The organism is Saccharibacter floricola DSM 15669 (assembly GCF_000378165.1).
Lineage (GTDB): Bacteria > Pseudomonadota > Alphaproteobacteria > Acetobacterales > Acetobacteraceae > Saccharibacter > Saccharibacter floricola.
On sequence record NZ_KB899335.1, the window covers coordinates 183,891 to 198,098 of the forward strand.

Here is a 14,208-nt window from a genome sequence, read left to right on the forward strand (position 1 = left end):
GAAAGTACCCTCCAGAAAATTCTTTTCTCACCGCTTCCTTTCTTGAAGCAGTAGCTTTTCAGCGTCGATCAATGTTATCATATAACATTGACCTATGAACGGAACTGAAGGGGTTTGCATGCGTTGTTTGCGCCATGGCGGCTTACAGACCATTTTCGCACTGAGCGTATGGGCCTTCATGAGCTTCTTCTCTTCAGTCGCTCACGCAGCTCCGCGTCATATTGTCTGTGTTGAAAGCGTTTGGTGCCGTATTGCCCAAGACATTGGCGGGGAGAGTGTCACCACACAAGCCCTCATTACCAGCCAAGATTTAGACCCTCACCATCTGCACCCCACACCCTCTATGGCCCGTCAGCTTGCGCAAGCGGACGCTGTATTGATCAATGGCGCAACCTATGATGATTGGGCGCTTCCTCTTTCAGAAAACACAATGCTGCGTATGGTCGCAACGGATTATGCGCCTTCTTGGAAAGAAGGTGATGACCCGCATCTCTTCTTCGACCCAGACACAGTTTATCACTTTGGAGAGCATTTTGCTCACTGGCTGATCTCACAAGAGCCTGACCATAAGGCCGCCATTGAGGCACGGTTAAACACATTCCAGCGCCATTATGACGCGATAACACAGCATTTAGCGTCTCTTAACGCCCGCTTTCACGGCCAAGCCATCGCTGTAACAGAGCCCGCAGGAGAGCGTCTCCTCCACCGTGCTGGACTGCACGTCATTGACCAAAGCTGGGCGCACGCCATCATGAACGATTCTGGTGTCTCTCCACGCGAAACCGCCGCACTTGAGGATGCGATCACCAAAAAAACAGTGCGGTTTTTGCTCGTCAATCCAACGGTTTCCTCACCGCAAATAGACAGGCTGGTTTCTCTAGCGCAAACGCATTCTGTGCCGGTTTTACGTCTGGGCGAAACGCTTCCTTCCGGCTTATCATGGGCTGAATGGATGAACACGATCCTTACCCCCATTGATCGCGCCTTATCACAGTCCACACCATGACCACACCATGTCTCTTTGGCCGTAAGCTTTTACTTCAGGTGGGGCCGTGTACCGTTCTCAATGATGCTGATTTTGACCTCCCTCTAAACGGAATTACCATTTTACGTGGGGCTAATGGCGTAGGAAAAACGAGCTTTCTCCGTGCCATTCTTGGGCTTACCCCTCTCCAGGCTGGCACCCTCTTGCTTGACCATAAACCTCCCAAGCAAGCCCGACATTGTATTGGCTATATGCCTCAAAAAGCCGGACAACAGGCCCCGATGTTGCCCGTCATCAGCCATGTCATCGCGTGCATTGCCGGACAAAGCTGGGGGCTTTCATGGTCGCGTGCACCACGCCGCGAAGCCTTACGTCTCTTGACCATCACAGGAGCGGTCCATCTAGCCGACCGCCCATTAGGCGTCCTCTCAGGTGGAGAGCGGCAACGGGTCGCTCTGGCTCAAGCCTTAGCCCATCAGCCACGTCTGCTCATTCTTGATGAGCCACTCGCAGCCCTTGACCCACAAGCTCGTGACGCCAATAGAATCCTCTTCTCTGAGCTCTATAACCGTTACGATATTGCCTTGCTCATGACGGCGCATAGCGCGCTTGAAGCAGATGATTTTTCATGCCCCGCTCACGAAATTTGGCTTGAAGAGGGGCAGCTTCATGTTTGACTTCCCCTTTATGCAACATGCCTTTGTCGGCTGTTTGCTCGTCTCCCTTCTTGCGGGCCCCATCGGCTGGTTTATGTTACTCCGCCGGCAAGCATTCGCTGCCCATGCTCTGCCTCATATTGGCTTCAGCGGAGCGGCCGCTGCTATCTGGCTAGGGATCGCCCCTTTATGGGGGATGATGGGCTCCAGCCTCATCGCTGGGCTGTTTATGGCCCAAGAAAGCAAAGGAGAGGGAGGCACCTTCGCGCCTATTCGTCGCGAAAGCATGACAGGACTTGTTTTGGCCGCCAGCTTAGGGATTGGCGTCTGGTGCCTCCATATGGCAAATAGCGCCTCTAATCAGGCCTCTACATTACTCTTTGGCGACGTGCTCGGTTTAAGCACCCACACTCTTTTCTCTCTAGGGGCTATTCTCATCTTCTGTATAGGCGTGCTCGGAATCATTGGCCGCCCTCTGCTCTTTAGCAGCATTGCGCCTGACCTCGCTCAAGCACGCGGTGTTCCCATCACTGTGCTGTCGCGGCTTTTTATGATGCTCGCTGCTTTTGCTGCTGCAGCATGCTCAGAAGTCGCGGGCGCGTTACTCTCTTTTAGTTTAATGATCGGCCCGGCATCCGCCGCCCTGCGCCTTGAGCTCTCCCCTACAAAGGGCCTGCTTTTTTCTCTCGTCAGCGCCCTCTGCCTCTCATGGGGTGGGCTTATCCTCTCTTGGTATACGGATGCCCCAGTGGCTTTCTGGATCGGGATCGGAGCTGTAGCGCTTTATATCAGCGCCAGTATTATCCAGCACTTACGCCAAACACGCAGACTTCTTTAGAAGTCATGCATGGTTGATACCTTCCAATGGATAAAGGCAATAAAGCTGAGCATCAAGACATGAAGAATAATCAAAAACTTCATGTCTACAACTGGCACGGCGCTTGGGTCTTTTTTCGGCCGCTTCCAAAAACGAAGATTCATCGCCTTAATGCTGCTTTAGCTGCTTGACCGTCTGGGCCAATGTTGCCCGCCAATCTGGCAATGTCACACCAAATATGCGTGCCAATTTGCTGTTGTCGAGCCGTGAATCGGCGGGACGAGGGGCGGGGGTTGGCCAATCCTTCGTGCCGATAGCGGTCATCTTGGGCATTTTCTGGCCATACGCTTCAGCACATTCAAGTGTCGCCCGTGCCAACTCAAACCATGTGGCAGCGTCCCCTCCGCCTGTCGCATGGAAGATCCCTCCATAAGAAGGCTTCCACCCAGTGCGTTTGACAACGCCAACAATGGCCAAAATCGCTTGGGCGAGATCGTCCGAACTGGTCGGATTGCCTTGTTGGTCTCCGACAACGCGAAGCTCAGGGTGCTTTGTGCCCAGCGCCAGCATCGTCTTCACAAAATTCTTCCCATAGGGGGAATAAACCCAAGCAGTCCGCAGGATGATATTTTTCCCCTCGGTCGCTAAAATGGCCTGTTCACCAGCCGCTTTCGTCCGACCGTAGGCACTTTCTGGGCAGATAGGGTCTTCCTCTGTGTAAGGCTGCCCCTTTTTGCCATTGAACACATAGTCCGTTGACACATGAAGGAAAGGAATATCACGACGTGCACATTCCTCCGCCAAACGAGCCGGCCCCGTATGGTTGGCACGATCTGCCGCGTCTTCCTCATCTTCTGCGGCATCCACAGCCGTCCACGCCGCTGCATTCACCACAAAGGAAGGCTTGAGACGATCAAGTAGGGCCGCAAATTTTTCCGGATGGTCTAGATCAACCTCAGGCCGCCCAACGCAGGTAACAGCCTCTCCGCCAAAATGACGCAGCGATGTCGCAAGCTGGCCGTGTTTACCGACCACCAGAAGAGGGGAAGAAACGGTCATGACACTCACCCTTTATAGGAAAACCACCCTTGAGCGGCAGAGAAGGACGGAGAGGCGAGGTCTTTTTCTGATAGAACCGCCTCATCAGCTGAGATCGGCCATTCAATGCCGATCTCAGCGCAGTCCCACTTAACGCTACGCTCAGAGTCTTTATTGTAGAACGACGTGCACTTGTACTGCACTTCTGTATTTTCTTCTAACGTCACAAAGCCATGCAGGAAGCCCGGCGGCACCCAAAGCTGAGACCAGTTTTCAGCAGAAAGCTCCGCACCGGCCCATTTCCCATAGGTTGGGGAACCCGTCCGTGCATCCACAGCGACATCCCAAATAGCCCCTCGCGTTGCCCGGATAAGCTTCCCTTGTGCGTAAGGCTCAAGCTGGCAATGCAGGCCACGCACGACGCCTTTTTGACGCGATAGGCTCTGATTGTCCTGAACAAAAGGTACCGTAATACCAATCTCTTTAAGGGTATTTTGATTATACGTTTCGGAGAAGAAACCACGATTATCTTCAAAACGTCGTGGTGTAATCAATAAGACATCTGGAAGAGAAAGAGGGGTAACATCCATAATGATGGCTCCTGATTATGATTTTTTACGTTTTAGGGGCCGTTTATTCCCCTCAGCGACATTCAGCAACATCCGCCCAAGTTCTGTTTTAGCCATGCTTTGCCCACGCTCACGCAGCTTCTCTGCCGAGAGAAAGCCCATACGGAAAGCAGCCTCCGTCGGTGATCCCACCAATAAGCCTTGCCGCGATTGAATAGCCTGCACAAATGTTCCAGCTTGCATCAAGCTATCCGGCGTTCCCGCATCAAGCCACGCACAGCCGCGATCCAGATGGTCCACATGCAACGTACCCTCTGCAAGGTACATACGGTTTAGGTCGGTAATTTCAAGCTCACCACGTGGGCTTGGTGTCACTTTATGGGCCATCTCACACACGCGATCATCGTAGAAATAGAGCCCTGTTACTGCCCAGTTTGACTCCGGCTCCTCAGGTTTCTCAACAATATCAAGCGCTTTACCCTGCTCATCAAATGTCACCACACCATACCGTTCGGGGTCACGCACTTGATAAGAGAAGACCGTAGCGCCACGCTGACGCCGTGTCGCATTAAGCAACATGAACTCCAACCGGTCGGCAAAAATCAGGTTATCACCCAAGGCTAATGCACAATGGGAGCCCTTGAGCCAATCCTCAGCAATAAGAAAAGCCTGCGCAATCCCTTCCGGGCATTGCTGAACCCGGTAGGTAAACTCAACACCAAAAGCCGACCCATCCCCTAGAAGCCGCTGAAATTGGGGCATATCCGTCGGCGTCGTGATAATCATAATTTCCCGAATTCCCGCCAAGATCAGCGTAGATAACGGGTAAAAGATCATCGGTTTGTCATAGACAGGCAAGAGCTGCTTAGAGGCAGCCTGCGTCATGGGATAAAGACGTGTCCCAGACCCGCCTGAGAGAAGAATACCCTTTGTATGCGGGGCTGCATGCGGAGCAAGTTCTGTCATGATCCCTTTCCCAAGCGTTGGCCATTATAGCGCTGATCCATAATCATCTGCCACCAAGACTGATGATCAATATACCACTGAACCGTTTTCCTCAGCCCAGCGTCAAGTGAATGCGTTGCCGTCCAATCCAGGCTCCGCTCTGCATGAGAGGGGTCGATCTCATAGCGGAAATCATGACCAGGACGATCCGAGACAAAATCTATCAAACGCTCACGCGGCTCTAAGTGGTCAGGCCGCAACTCGTCAACAATAGCACAAATTTTACGCACCACGTCTAGATTTGTGTGAGGTTGACGTGCACCAATCGCGTATGTCTGGCCGGGAACACCACGCTCCACCGCACGGACGAGCGCCTCAGCATGATCTTCCACATACAACCAATCCCGGATATTTTGTCCCTGACCATAAACGGGCAAGCGCTCCCTCTTAAGCGCTTTGATGATCATAAGAGGGACAAGCTTTTCCGGGAAATGTCGCGGGCCATAATTATTGGTCGTATTCGTCACAAAAGTTGGCATACCGTAGGTGCTATGCCACGCCCTCACAAGATGATCTGATGCTGCCTTTGTCGCAGAATAGGGGCTCCGTGGATCATAAGGCGTTGCTTCAGTAAAGGGAGGGTCTTCTTTGCTGAGATGCCCAAAGACCTCATCAGTCGAAATATGAAGGAAACGAAACGCCTCTTTCTTCTCCACAGAGAGGGCATGCCAGTAGCCACGCGCTGCTTCTAAAAGCGTATAAGTGCCCATCACATTTGTCTGCACAAATGCATCCGGCCCATCAATAGAGCGGTCAACATGGCTTTCCGCCGCCAAATGCATCACCGCCTCAGGCTGATATTCATCAAATACCTGCCGAAGAGCACCGCCATTCCTAATGTCGATCAATGCGTGCGTATAACGTGCGTTAGACGCAATATCAGACAGGTTTTCAGCCGACGCTGCATAAGTCATACAGTCAACATTGAGAACATGGTGAGCCGTATGCTCAATCAGATAACGCACTACGGCCGATCCAATAAAACCACACCCACCCGTCAATAGAATTCGCATACCTATCCCCCGCCTTGCAGGGGTTTTCCCCCTTACTGGTTGCTATCATCAATACTGTGTTCGTATGGCATTATATTAACGCCATGCCCTCTATAAGAAAAGCAGCTCTGATAACGAATTCAAGCGGCCCATACCTTATACAGATTGAACCACACACCAGAACACCCTTTGAGATTGGAGAGATAGTGGTAAAAGGGCCTCCAGTATTGATGGAAAGGACAGAACATGCAGCGGGACGATCTGGAAGCCAGGCTGAGAAAGGTTCTTCAAAGACCGGATCTTCTCGTCATGTCAGAAGGCCTTCAGATTGACTGTGACCCCCACTTAAAAATGGCCCTTTCCTTACGCCACACAGACCATGGTGCCATCCTGCATCTTGGCGGGTCTAGTCCACGCTTTGACACATTGTCTCCAACCTTGATCCGCTACGGGATTGAGCTTTTTTATCTCATTGAGGCTGGCATTCCCCCGATGCTCGCCAGCTTCGCCAGCGCACGCATTGCCGCACAGTTCCATTTGCTTGATGTTGCTGACGCTTGTCCACTTCCGCTCTTTCTCTCTCCTTTTGCTTCAGCTCATCCTGATAAAGACGCTCTTTTACATCGGATCGCCGATCTCTGCGCCTTTCTTCCTGATAAGGCACTGCCCAGCGCGACTGAACGCCACGACGCTGTTCAGACTGTTATGGCTCTCTGGTCTCTTCTCGCGCCAACAGAAACATTGATGGGTGGAGGAGGGGATTCCCGCCTCGCCGTCGATACAAAAACAGGGCTTAACCGTTACGCATGCTCGCATCGCCCTCGCCCTTGGGCGGTCTCTTTTGGCTCATCAACCGCTTCCTCCTTATCTGAAAGAGGCTTTGGCGGTGCCGAAAAAGCACGCCGGGCCATGATGATAGCGCTTCTGTCCAATCATAACGCTCACGATGTCCAACATCACTGCCTTGTATCCGTCAGAGAACGCATTGGCCGCCATATCGGCCTCCCTGTTAACCAAGTTATTGTCAACGCCTCTGGAACGGATTGCGAGCTCGCCGCCCTGAGCTTGGTCGCAATACGCACCTCGCGCCCCATAAGCACCTTGCTCATTGCCCCAGATGAAACAGGCAGTGGCGTGCCACTCGCCGCACAAGGGCGACATTTTGCCTCCGACAGCGCCTGTACAGACCATGTGCATAAGGGAGAACCGATTAACGGTTTTCCTCAAGAGATCACACTTATTCCCATTGCTATCCGCACTGAAGACGGGAAAAGCCGCACACGTGAAGAGATTGACCAAGAATGCCGCCAAATTGCTCTCCAAGAAGCAGAGAAGGGACGACATGTTCTTCTTCATCGCTTAGATCAATCGAAAACGGGCATGGTCGCCCCCTCCATTCATATTGTCGACGAACTCATGGAACAGCTCGGCGAGCATATCACCGTCGTCGTTGATGCGTGTCAGGCCCGTGTCAGCCCTAGCCGCATGACGCAATGGGTTCAACGCGGCATGATGGTGATGCTGACCGGCTCCAAGTTCTTTACCGGCCCCCCATTCTGCGGGGCGCTCCTTGTGCCCAACTTCCTTGTTGACCAGCTGCGCCATACATCGCTTCCCACCGGGCTGCGCCATTACAGCCATCGTTCAGAATGGCCCGATCATGCTGATAACAGCGCCCTCAACGAAGGGTATAATCTTGGCCTCGCTTTCCGGTGGGAAGCTGCTTTAGCGGAAATGGACGCGCTCTTCGCCCATTCCAATGAAACCATCCGTGCGCGGCTTGAGCATTTTATGGATTATGTCAAACAAGCCTTAGACCATATACCGCAGGTAGAGTTGATCCCCCCACCATCCCTCGGCAATGACCCTCTATGGGATGGCATCCCAACCATTCTATCATTCCTCGTTAGTGACCCGACAACACCCAATCGCCCGCTGTCCCTCGAAGACGCACGCCGCCTCCACCGCTGGCTCAATGCCGACCTCAGTCCGTGGATCTCCGAACAAAATGAGGAACCCTCCCTGTTTTGCGTCTTAGGCCAACCTGTCCCGGTCGCCCATACATCTCTTAAGGGCCCAGCGGGGGCTTTGCGCTTCTGTGCCGGTGCACGTCTTGTGTCAGGCGAGCCCTCTCATAACCATCTCAACAGCACACAACGCATGGCGCGTGAATGCCGCGATGTTCAGCGTGTGTTGAAAAAATTGCAGCTTATTCTCCGTCATTGGACTACTCTTCTTGAAGCTGACCCCATTCCTCGCTATGCGCCTCTATCACAGCCATGATGAAGGCATCACGTTTGACACAGAACACCCGCCCAACTTTAGACCCGCAAGCCCATTTTATTGATGGGCCTACCCTCCCTTCGGGAACAACACGCTTTTGGCTTGTTCGTCATGGCGTGGTTGAGGAAGATGCACGGCGCACAATGTATGGCACATTGGATGTCCCGCTCTGCCCCCACGCTTTACAAGACCATCAACCAGCCTACGCGTCTCTTGCGCGTCGTCTTCCACATGACGCCTTATGGTTTAGTTCGCCTCTCCAACGTGCCTATCAAACAGGCCTAACGATTCAAAAAGCAGGCCGTTTCTCCACGCCAATCGCGACAGAAGCGGACTTTACCGAGCAATCCATGGGGCAATGGAGTGGGGAGCCTCACGCAACCTTCCCAACACTCCTCAGCAAACCCTCGCACCCTTTCTGGTCTCTTTCGGCAGATGAAACACCTCCAGGAGGAGAGAGCATGGATCAGGTTAAACAGCGCATTGGTTCATGTTTAGAGCGCCTAGCGCACGCCCATACAGGACATGACATGGTTGTGCTCAGTCATGGCGGAGCCATTCGTATGGCTCTCGCCCATGCTTTACAATGTTCACCCGATATGGCCTTACATTTGACCGTTCAAAATCTTTCTTTATCCATCATTGAGCATATTGCCGGCTATTGGCGCGTGATCAGCGTTAATACTCTTCCCGATTTCGGGGAAAATACTCTATGAAAAAATGGTTCCATGATGATCTTTTTGCGTCCATTCTGAAAAATACGGGGAAGCTTGGATCAGGGAAACTCATCGGGGCCTTGCTCGGCTTACTCGCACTCACCTGTGCCAGCCGCGGTATGAGCGCTCATGACTTTGGGGCCCTCACCATGATTGGGGCCTATATCGAGTCCGTCTCTGCCATTGTGCAATTCCAATCGTGGCAGGTTGTTCTGCATTACGGATCAGTACCGTGGCAGAAAGGGGAAAAGAACCGCGTTAAAAATGCCATTCGCCTCGCCGTCGGCCTCGATGTCAGCGCTGGGCTCGTTGGGATGATTGGCGGGATCATTGCCGTTGTTCTCTTTGGTCATCAGCTTGGCATCCATGCCCGTTATAAACATCTTGTCGTGCTTTATTGCACACTCATCCCTGGTATAGGCGCCTCTAGTGTTTACGGGATCTTACGTCTTTTCGACCGTATCGATATCGTCGCACGCCAACAGGTCTCAACCCCTTTTGTCCGATCCATCATCTGTGTTTTTGTGTGGATTTTCCATGGTGGATTAGCTGGTTTTGTTCTCGCTTGGTATGCTGGCATCCTGGCAGGACAGCTTTATATGTGGGCTGGCGCCTGGAGCGAACTCCGGCGCCGAAAGATGCTTGATGCTCTCAAACCAAGCCTCTTTGAAGCTGCTCGGCACATGCCACAAGGCATGTGGGGGTTTGTCTGGACAGCCAGCCTTACCACCTTGCTCGAAACAACCTGGGAACCTGTCAGTAACCTCATCATTGGTCGCCTTTTAGGAACGTCCTCTTCTGGTATGTATACGCTGGCATTAACTTTTCTTGATGCTGTACAACGCCCAGCAAAACTTCTTGAAAAAAGCTATTATCCGGAGGTTGTCCGCCTCGACCCTCGCACCATACGGCCATGGAAACTGGCTCTACGCACATCTCTTCTCTCCGCTCTCGTTGGGGTTGCCGCAACGGCTCTCGTCTATATCGGCGGCGCTCCTGTGATCAGTCTTTTTGGCCATCGCTACGCAAGCGCCGCCCCTCTGATGGTCTGGATGTCTCCAGCGCTCATTTTCTTTATGGCGGGCTTGTCGATGGAAGGGGTGCTCTATACGGCAGGGCGAGCGAAATATATCATGGTCGTGCAGCTTATTAGCGTAACCTGCTATATTCCGTTCCTAATCTTTATGAGCCATCATTACGGCCTTAACGGGGCCGGACTTGCCTATGCCCTCGGCATGGTATGGCTGACCTTCCTGACCTTCCTCCTCACGATGGCCACCTTCATTCGACGCCGCCATATTATCCCTCCTCATGAACGAGAAGAAGCTCTTTAAGGGGTTATAGAGTATGTTTCCTTTTTCCCTCCCAACCCGCCTTAAACGCTTAAAGACCCCCCGCTGTTCTCAAGAATCCCTTGAGACTGTCTTTAACTATGTTCTGCTTGACGACGTTCCCTATCCCAACACGCCCCTTCCTTCAGATGTCTTGCCTCGCTCAACTTCTGAAGAAATTATGGAGAATTATCGTCTCTGCTGGCAACTGCTCGAGTTTGGCGTTCATCGTCCGCAATTTCGAGCGCTCACAAAACGCATTGCGCGCACAGGCCACGCCTCTGTTGATGAACAACGAGCCTTTAAATACGCACGGGCAAAATTCAAACATATGCGCTTTGCCTGTGCGAACCTCAGTAAAGCACATCGTTACCCACTCATTTTGCATATCGTCACTATTATTATGGGCAATATGCAGGACGCTTTTAAAAACAACCAACGCCTCAGCACGTTCATCAATGGCTGCTTCCTGTGGGTCGCCTTAACCCCAGCCTTCTATTGGTTTATCCAGTTATCGCTCCTTACCCTGCGCCTCGATAACCCAGAAGGAGTGCTCGCTTACCAACGTAAGCAAAATACTAAACTCGCACATCTCATGGAAACGCTGGATGCAACAACAGGCCATGAATTCCATATCATGCGCAAAATTATCAGCCGCCGCGTCGCTTATAATGATTCACTACGAACCATTCGCCCAAGCGAATCCCTCAACCAACTGTCAGAATATCTCGCGACCATTAACGGTATGATGGGCGATATGCATGATGATCTCATCGAAAAGAAACTCAACGGCACACAGCATTACCGTCGTGACCGCTTTGAAGCTCCGCATGAAATTATCAAACGTATTACGGTTTTCCTCACCCGTTCTAAAGCGCTAACGCCTGATTAAATCAGGCGCTTCTTGCGTAGCTGCGCAGCAATATCCTCTTTCACAGCCAAATAAGCCTGCCGCGCATCCACATGAACGCAATCTGCTCCTCCAAAAGTAAGCTGTGGCATAAGCTCAATTTTTGTCTGAAGCGCTTCCCGGTCATGATCTGGCTTACGGCCCAGCGCTGTATCCACATCAACATCTAAAACAATCACGAGATCAGGACGGTAAGCCGCAATTTTCTCGTAAAGACGCCGTTCTATCCGCGCTAACAGGCGAATGATGGGGTTATTTGTCTGCGCAGCTGACAAGCCCGGCCCGTCACATTGCCCCGGGATTTCCGCTTGTGGATAACGGTCTGTTATCACAAAATGACCTTGGTCAACGGCCTTTTTAACATGAAGGAAGCGCTTATAGCGCAACAAAGAAAACCCAAAGACAACCAAAGCCGTTACAAGACCGGGAATTTTCTCTCCCTTTGTCCGTGTCTTCTTTGCCTTTTTTGTCAGCTTTCTTTCCAACCACGGCCCAATAAGGGGCCACGTGCCAATGCGACGGCCAAGGTCACCTGAACCAAGCCCCAAATAGCCATACATTGTTGGTCGCATCCGCCCCAGACATTTTACAAGATCCGCGCTTATGCTGGACTTTCCAGACCCATCACACCCAACAAGAGAGACCAAAACCCCTTCACGTTGAGAGGCCGGTGCTGGATAAAGGGCTAAAACACGATCAACAGCCTCTTTGGCGTGTGTCAGCACTGTCTCCAAGGGCTGTGTTGAATCCAGCTCCAAAATAGGGGCCCCATTAAAACTAAGCTTTGGCAGATCACTAATTTTACGCTCAAGCTTAAAACGCACATGATCCGGCTTACGCTGCAATGCTGTTTCAATATCTACATGCAGTCGGATCACTAAGTCAGGCTTAAAGCGAGCCATACGTGCATAAAACACACGCTCAAAACGACTTAATAGCCCCGCCCAATGCTGGGTAAAATTCAAATTAGCAACTGTCGGGCCATCCATCGGGCCGGGAAGGCTATTTTGGGGGTAACGATCCGTTAAAATCGCGTAGCCTCGCCAATGCCACCAACGCATTTTGGAAAAGCGCACGACACGTCGCATAGAAAGAACAAAACCTGCCACAATAGCGACAGAGGTCGCTTTCTTCCCCGTTTGTATGCGCTTATTTTCACTTTTCGCTTTTTTGCTAACAAGCGAACCAATCAACGGAACCGGGCCAAGGGCACGTTCCAAATTGCCCGCTTGTTTGCCTAAATGACAAAAAGCTGTCGGGCGCTGTTTGGACATTTCCTCCAACAACACAGAGCCGACCGTCGATTTTCCGCTCCCATCGCAGCCAATAAGAGCAATAACGGGCTGTTTACGTCCTAAAATAGGCGTCAAGGGGTGGAGGTCTGCACACATAAGACGGGGCCTCATACCTAGTGGAGGGCGCGATAATATGGCTTTTTTCCCTAAAGAGATAGGGGCTTAATTACAGCTTCAAACCAAATTGAGAACCAACCCATGTGACCAATAGATACAACACACAGGTCAGGCTACAGCCAATGACTAGCACGAGCCAAAAATCCATGCCATGCCGTAATAAAAACGGCATCACCAAAAACATCGGTAGCGACGGCAAGACATACCAAAAGGTCGCCTCTGTGTGGTTTGCCATCAGGGACGGGTCTGGCTTTTCGAGCCATAACCACACCATCCCCAAAACAGATATGAGGGGAAGGGCTGCAATAAGCGCACCAAACCCTGGGTAACGTCGCGCAACGCTTGAAACAACTGCAATCAGAAGACCTGAAAGTATCACCTTAACAAGAAACATGGTCTATCTTACTGCGTCGTTTTAGTCCGCATCCTGATTTTTAGGGAAAAGAACGACCCGGTTATGGTGGGCACACTAGGGCTCGAACCTAGGACCCGCTGATTAAGAGTCAGCTGCTCTACCAACTGAGCTATGTGCCCATAACCGGTAGTCGTTGGCGATTTTCTAGCAGCCTCTGCAAAAGACCGCAAGAGCTTTTTTTAACGTTCTGCCTGTAAAACACGCATAAGTTCTTCAAGCTGCTCAAGCGAGCGATAACTAATTTTAAGTGACCCGCTTTTGCCGTTAAAATTAATCTGTGTTTTAAGCCCAAGCTTCAAAGAGAGATCTTCTTCCAACCGTGCAATCTCAGGAGCACGCTCCTTACAGGTTGATGACCCTTCAGCAGCGCGATTGGCCTGCGCCACGAGCGCTTCTGTTTGGCGAACATTGAGCCCTTTGTCCAACACAATCGCCATCGCCGCAACAGGGTCTGGATGGCCGAGGAGGGCACGCGCATGCCCAGCACTGAGCAAGCCATCACGCACATGCTGCAACAATTTTTGAGGCAGGTTAAGCAGCCTAATCGTGTTGGTTATATGGGAACGCGACTTCCCAACAGCGCCCGCTAACTCTTCTTGTGTGAGATGATACTCCTGCAGCAAACGCTGCAACCCTACGGCTTCTTCAATCGGATTAAGGTCAGAGCGCTGAAGGTTTTCCACCATTGCAGCAGCCATCGCGTCCGTATCATCAAGCATACGAATATGCACCGGGACTTCATGCAGGCCCGCACGCTGCGAGGCCCGCCAGCGACGCTCCCCAGCGATGATTTGATAATGGCCTTCTTTATCGGGGTTTGGCCTGACAAGAAGAGGCTGGATGACCCCGCGTGACCGAATGGAATCCGCAAGCTCATTAAGCTTATCAGAGTCCATATGCACACGCGGCTGGAAAGGACTCGGCGCTAACAGATCAACAGCAAGCGTGCCCGGCTGGTTGAACGTGACCGTCTCCTTCGAGGTCTTATGGCCAGCGCGCGCCAAGACAGGCGCTTGATCGCCCAGCAAAGCGGCCAATCCACGGCCCAATCGTTGTGGGGGTCCCTTCTTAGCCATGGC

At 52.0% G+C, this 14,208-nt stretch carries 14 protein-coding genes and 1 tRNA gene; 7 read left to right on the plus strand and 8 right to left on the minus strand.

Annotated elements, in window-relative coordinates; all coding sequences use genetic code 11:
• Positions 1-118: 118 nt before the first annotated feature.
• Genes F457_RS0104150 through F457_RS0104160 form a run of 3 tightly spaced genes read left to right on the plus strand, consistent with a single transcriptional unit; the run spans position 119 to position 2,479 of the window.
• A complete protein-coding gene (locus tag F457_RS0104150) occupies positions 119-1,006 on the plus strand; it encodes a metal ABC transporter solute-binding protein, Zn/Mn family (protein WP_018979877.1) in 888 nt (295 codons plus the stop codon).
• On the plus strand, positions 1,003-1,662 hold the full coding sequence (locus F457_RS0104155) for a metal ABC transporter ATP-binding protein (RefSeq protein WP_018979878.1): 660 nt from the start codon (positions 1,003-1,005) through the stop codon (positions 1,660-1,662). Before F457_RS0104150 ends, F457_RS0104155 begins: the two co-directional genes overlap by 4 nt.
• Complete coding sequence (locus tag F457_RS0104160) at positions 1,655-2,479, plus strand: metal ABC transporter permease (RefSeq protein WP_018979879.1); 825 nt, start codon at positions 1,655-1,657, stop codon at positions 2,477-2,479. Before F457_RS0104155 ends, F457_RS0104160 begins: the two co-directional genes overlap by 8 nt.
• Positions 2,480-2,626: 147 nt before the next feature.
• On the opposite strand, the gene rfbD is transcribed toward F457_RS0104160, so the two are convergent.
• The 4 genes from rfbD to rfbB are packed head-to-tail and all read right to left on the minus strand — an operon-like array spanning position 2,627 to position 6,083.
• Complete coding sequence (gene rfbD / locus F457_RS0104170) at positions 2,627-3,517, minus strand: dTDP-4-dehydrorhamnose reductase (RefSeq protein ID WP_018979881.1); 891 nt, start codon at positions 3,515-3,517, stop codon at positions 2,627-2,629.
• A 5-nt stretch (positions 3,518-3,522) separates the two neighbouring features.
• Positions 3,523-4,086: a dTDP-4-dehydrorhamnose 3,5-epimerase gene (gene rfbC / locus F457_RS0104175; protein WP_018979882.1), complete on the minus strand. Its 564-nt coding sequence runs from the start codon at positions 4,084-4,086 to the stop codon at positions 3,523-3,525.
• A gap of 15 nt (positions 4,087-4,101) precedes the next feature.
• Positions 4,102-5,031, minus strand: coding sequence for a glucose-1-phosphate thymidylyltransferase RfbA (gene rfbA / locus F457_RS0104180; protein WP_018979883.1), 930 nt, complete (start codon positions 5,029-5,031; stop codon positions 4,102-4,104).
• A complete protein-coding gene (rfbB, locus tag F457_RS0104185) occupies positions 5,028-6,083 on the minus strand; it encodes a dTDP-glucose 4,6-dehydratase (RefSeq protein WP_018979884.1) in 1,056 nt (351 codons plus the stop codon). The genes rfbA and rfbB overlap by 4 nt, the downstream gene beginning before the upstream one ends.
• 288 nt (positions 6,084-6,371) lie before the next feature.
• Between rfbB and F457_RS0104190 the strand changes: the two genes are divergently transcribed.
• The 4 genes from F457_RS0104190 to F457_RS12145 are packed head-to-tail and all read left to right on the plus strand — an operon-like array spanning position 6,372 to position 11,284.
• Positions 6,372-8,345, plus strand: a complete 1,974-nt coding sequence (locus F457_RS0104190) for a hypothetical protein (protein ID WP_245539108.1) — start codon at positions 6,372-6,374, stop codon at positions 8,343-8,345.
• Between the two features lie 14 nt (positions 8,346-8,359).
• Entirely contained in the window at positions 8,360-9,061 is a 702-nt protein-coding gene (locus tag F457_RS0104195; protein WP_018979886.1) for a histidine phosphatase family protein, read from the plus strand.
• Entirely contained in the window at positions 9,058-10,395 is a 1,338-nt protein-coding gene (locus F457_RS0104200) for a lipopolysaccharide biosynthesis protein (RefSeq protein WP_018979887.1), read from the plus strand. Before F457_RS0104195 ends, F457_RS0104200 begins: the two co-directional genes overlap by 4 nt.
• Positions 10,396-10,408: 13 nt before the next feature.
• Positions 10,409-11,284, plus strand: a complete 876-nt coding sequence (locus F457_RS12145) for a hypothetical protein (protein ID WP_018979888.1) — start codon at positions 10,409-10,411, stop codon at positions 11,282-11,284.
• On the opposite strand, the gene F457_RS14075 is transcribed toward F457_RS12145, so the two are convergent.
• The 4 genes from F457_RS14075 to F457_RS0104230 form a co-directional block, all read right to left on the minus strand.
• Positions 11,281-12,693 carry a nucleoside/nucleotide kinase family protein gene (locus F457_RS14075; protein ID WP_018979889.1) on the minus strand — a complete coding sequence of 471 codons (1,413 nt, stop codon included), beginning with the start codon at positions 12,691-12,693 and terminating at the stop codon, positions 11,281-11,283. The two genes, F457_RS12145 and F457_RS14075, sit on opposite strands and share 4 nt — an antisense overlap.
• Positions 12,694-12,763: 70 nt before the next feature.
• The gene (locus tag F457_RS0104220; RefSeq protein ID WP_018979890.1) at positions 12,764-13,108 is read right to left on the minus strand and encodes a DUF3147 family protein; all 345 of its coding nucleotides are present in this window, start codon (positions 13,106-13,108) and stop codon (positions 12,764-12,766) included.
• A 64-nt stretch (positions 13,109-13,172) separates the two neighbouring features.
• A tRNA-Lys gene (locus F457_RS0104225) sits at positions 13,173-13,248 on the minus strand.
• A gap of 60 nt (positions 13,249-13,308) precedes the next feature.
• Positions 13,309-14,205, minus strand: coding sequence for a ParB/RepB/Spo0J family partition protein (locus F457_RS0104230; protein ID WP_018979891.1), 897 nt, complete (start codon positions 14,203-14,205; stop codon positions 13,309-13,311).
• Between the last annotated feature and the right edge of the window lie 3 nt (positions 14,206-14,208).

What these genes read in the sequence shown, in the direction of transcription:
- F457_RS0104150 (WP_018979877.1), top strand. Translation starts at nt 119, where the DNA reads ATGCGTTGTTTGCGCCATGGCGGCTTACAGACCATTTTCGCACTGAGC.
- F457_RS0104155 (WP_018979878.1), top strand. Translation starts at nt 1,003, where the DNA reads ATGACCACACCATGTCTCTTTGGCCGTAAGCTTTTACTTCAGGTGGGG.
- F457_RS0104160 (WP_018979879.1), top strand. Translation starts at nt 1,655, where the DNA reads ATGTTTGACTTCCCCTTTATGCAACATGCCTTTGTCGGCTGTTTGCTC.
- rfbD (WP_018979881.1), bottom strand. Translation starts at nt 3,517, where the DNA reads ATGACCGTTTCTTCCCCTCTTCTGGTGGTCGGTAAACACGGCCAGCTT.
- rfbC (WP_018979882.1), bottom strand. Translation starts at nt 4,086, where the DNA reads ATGGATGTTACCCCTCTTTCTCTTCCAGATGTCTTATTGATTACACCA.
- rfbA (WP_018979883.1), bottom strand. Translation starts at nt 5,031, where the DNA reads ATGACAGAACTTGCTCCGCATGCAGCCCCGCATACAAAGGGTATTCTT.
- rfbB (WP_018979884.1), bottom strand. Translation starts at nt 6,083, where the DNA reads ATGCGAATTCTATTGACGGGTGGGTGTGGTTTTATTGGATCGGCCGTA.
- F457_RS0104190 (WP_245539108.1), top strand. Translation starts at nt 6,372, where the DNA reads ATGTCAGAAGGCCTTCAGATTGACTGTGACCCCCACTTAAAAATGGCC.
- F457_RS0104200 (WP_018979887.1), top strand. Translation starts at nt 9,058, where the DNA reads ATGAAAAAATGGTTCCATGATGATCTTTTTGCGTCCATTCTGAAAAAT.
- F457_RS12145 (WP_018979888.1), top strand. Translation starts at nt 10,409, where the DNA reads ATGTTTCCTTTTTCCCTCCCAACCCGCCTTAAACGCTTAAAGACCCCC.
- F457_RS14075 (WP_018979889.1), bottom strand. Translation starts at nt 12,693, where the DNA reads ATGTGTGCAGACCTCCACCCCTTGACGCCTATTTTAGGACGTAAACAG.
- F457_RS0104220 (WP_018979890.1), bottom strand. Translation starts at nt 13,108, where the DNA reads ATGTTTCTTGTTAAGGTGATACTTTCAGGTCTTCTGATTGCAGTTGTT.
- F457_RS0104230 (WP_018979891.1), bottom strand. Translation starts at nt 14,205, where the DNA reads ATGGCTAAGAAGGGACCCCCACAACGATTGGGCCGTGGATTGGCCGCT.